At 36.7% G+C, this 2768-nt stretch carries 3 protein-coding genes; all 3 read right to left on the reverse strand.

All coding sequences use genetic code 11. The features are described from left to right. Positions 1-317: 317 nt before the first annotated feature. The 3 genes from ACT8VG_RS09625 to atpD are packed head-to-tail and all read right to left on the reverse strand — an operon-like array spanning position 318 to position 2706. Positions 318-869 (reverse strand): M15 family metallopeptidase, encoded by a 552-nt coding sequence (locus tag ACT8VG_RS09625; RefSeq protein ID WP_444195738.1) that lies wholly within the window; start codon positions 867-869, stop codon positions 318-320. Between the two features lie 39 nt (positions 870-908). Next, complete coding sequence (gene atpC / locus ACT8VG_RS09630; protein WP_187011870.1) at positions 909-1313, reverse strand: ATP synthase F1 subunit epsilon; 405 nt, start codon at positions 1311-1313, stop codon at positions 909-911. Continuing rightward, positions 1306-2706 carry a F0F1 ATP synthase subunit beta gene (gene atpD / locus ACT8VG_RS09635; protein WP_288706112.1) on the reverse strand — a complete coding sequence of 467 codons (1401 nt, stop codon included), beginning with the start codon at positions 2704-2706 and terminating at the stop codon, positions 1306-1308. Before atpD ends, atpC begins: the two co-directional genes overlap by 8 nt. Between the last annotated feature and the right edge of the window lie 62 nt (positions 2707-2768).

Raw genomic sequence — 2768 nt, forward strand, 5'->3', positions numbered from 1 at the left:
TTCTAAGATTAGTGAATTATATCATGATTTCTCATTGCTTCTTATTCTTATTATCAGTATATCGATACTCCCTTTTAATGACTCTGATCTTAAGGGGGGAATTTTCTTTTCTCAGTTTCTTGGCTTCTATAGAAAATCGAAATCTTTTAAGTTATTTTTCATCAATTTCAACCTTCATCCTGTCATCATCGAATTTCAAAATTATTTCATCAAAAAAAAGAGTGACTAAGCACTCTTCTAAACACGTTTACCATCAACTATTTTGTATTGAGGTCCTTTATTATCTACCTGGACAGAACCATTGAAGTTCCAGTTTATTAGCTGTGTCTTTCATTTGGCCTGAATTCTATATAGTCATAAAAATCTTCATCTGTATAATGCCACCATTCACCCTCATATCCTATAAAGCCATACTTCTCCATTGTTTCTTCTAGTAATAGAACATGTTTAAGAGGATTACCTGTTAACCATGAATAATCTCTACTTGCTTGACTCGTAAAATCATCAAACTCTGTAGGCATCTCTATTTCACTTCCATCACTCTTTACAAGAGTCACATCTACAACATTTCCAAAATTATGTGTCTTTGGACCATTTGTCGGATCAGCAACAAACTCATCATCATGGATCAGTTCCCAGAAGTATTGTTGTGCAGTAAATGGTCTATAGGCATCCCAGATTTTTAGACTATAACCTATTTCTTTTAACTCTTCCTGAACCTTCTTAAGTTTAAGTGTAGTTCCTCTTCTTAAATACGCTTCATCAAAATCATATACTTTAGTATGTGTAAAATTACGTTCTGTTGCATATCGCAACTCTACATATATATCAGGTATATAATCTTTCACTCTCACATATTCTCTCTTCATAATTTCTCCAAAAGAAAATCCAGGGAATAACCCTGGATCCTAGTAATTGTTTTTGACATGAATACGTGTAATAGCCTTCTTTAACGCAATTTCAGCACGCTGTAAATCGACTTCTGGATTCTTTGATCTTAATCTCTCTTCAGCTCTTGCCTTTGCTTCTTCAGCTCTACGTAGGTCGATTTCTTCTGGTGATTCAATATCATTCACAATAAGTGTAACAGTGTTATCACCATCTACATAAACAAATCCACCACCAACAGCGAATTCATATTTGTCTTTATCAATCCTATAATTCATTTCGGCGATTTCCACACCACTCGCCAATGGCATATGGTGAGCAAGTATACCCATCTGACCATCAGTTGTTCTAATGTTCAGAATATCTACGTCTACATCCCTGTAGGTACCTTTAGGAGTGACGATATGTAAATGAAATTTACTCACTTAAAGATTCAGCTTTCTTTACTGCTTCTTCAATAGTACCTACATTATGGAAAGCCTGCTCTGGTAAATCGTCATATTTGCCTTCTAGAATTTCTTTAAATCCTTTTACTGTATCTTCTACATGTACATACTTACCATCTAAACCAGTAAACTGTTCTGCAACAGTAAATGGCTGTGATAAGAAGTTTCTAATTCTTCTTGCACGTGCAACGATTAGTTTATCTTCTTCACTCAATTCATCCATACCAAGAATTGCGATAATATCCTGTAATTCCTGATATTTCTGTAACATCTGAGTTACTCCATGAGCCACTTCATAATGTTCTTTACCAACAACATTTGGATCAAGACCTCTAGAAGAAGAGTTTAGTGGATCTACTGCAGGGTAAATACCTAATGCTGCAATACTACGATCAAGTACAACTCTTGCATCAAGGTGTGTGAATGTAGTTGCTGGAGCAGGGTCAGTCATATCATCGGCAGGTACATATACAGCCTGTACAGATGTAATAGAACCCTGTTTAGTTGAAGTAATACGTTCCTGTAACTGACCCATTTCAGTTGCAAGAGTTGGCTGATAACCTGCCTGAGATGGAACACGTCCAAGTAGGGCAGATACTTCTGAACCAGCCTGAGTGAAACGGAAGATATTATCGATGAATAGTAAGACATCCTGTCCCTGTTCATCACGGAAATATTCCGCCATAGTAAGTGCTGATAATGCAACTCTAAGTCTTGATCCAGGTGGTTCATTCATCTGACCAAACACTAGTGTTGTCTTATCTAATACACCACTTTCTTTCATTTCATAGTACAAATCATTACCTTCACGAGAACGTTCACCAACACCGGCGAATACTGATAAACCGTTATGTTCAGTTGCGATGTTGTTGATGAATTCCTGGATAAGAACTGTCTTACCTACACCGGCACCACCGAACAACCCAATCTTACCACCCTTGATGAATGGACAGATCAAGTCAACGACTTTAATACCTGTTTCAAGAATTTCAGTTTCTGTTCTCTGATCAGCAAATGTAGGTGCTGATCTATGAATTGGCATATGTTTTTCATCAGTCAATTCATCTTTACCATCAATAGAATGTCCTAATACGTTGAACATTCTACCAAGTGTTTTATTACCTACTGGAACACTAATAGGTGCATTAGTATCCACAGCATCCATACCTCTTGTTAAACCATCAGTAGGACCCATTGCGATACATCTTACAATATCATCACCAATATGCTGAGCAACTTCTACAGTTAACTCTTCACCATGGTTATCAATTTTGATAGCTGTATTTAGATCTGGAAGATCTTTATCAGCAGCGAACTGTACATCGACAACTGGACCCTGAGCCTTGATAATCTTACCAACATTCAAAGACATATGGCACCTGCCACTCAAAATGTGATTAAATATACTCACATCGAGATAATGTAAGTTCTCAC

The sequence above is a fragment of the Catenibacterium sp. genome (assembly GCF_052354645.1).
Lineage (GTDB): Bacteria > Bacillota_I > Bacilli_A > Erysipelotrichales > Coprobacillaceae > Catenibacterium > Catenibacterium mitsuoka_A.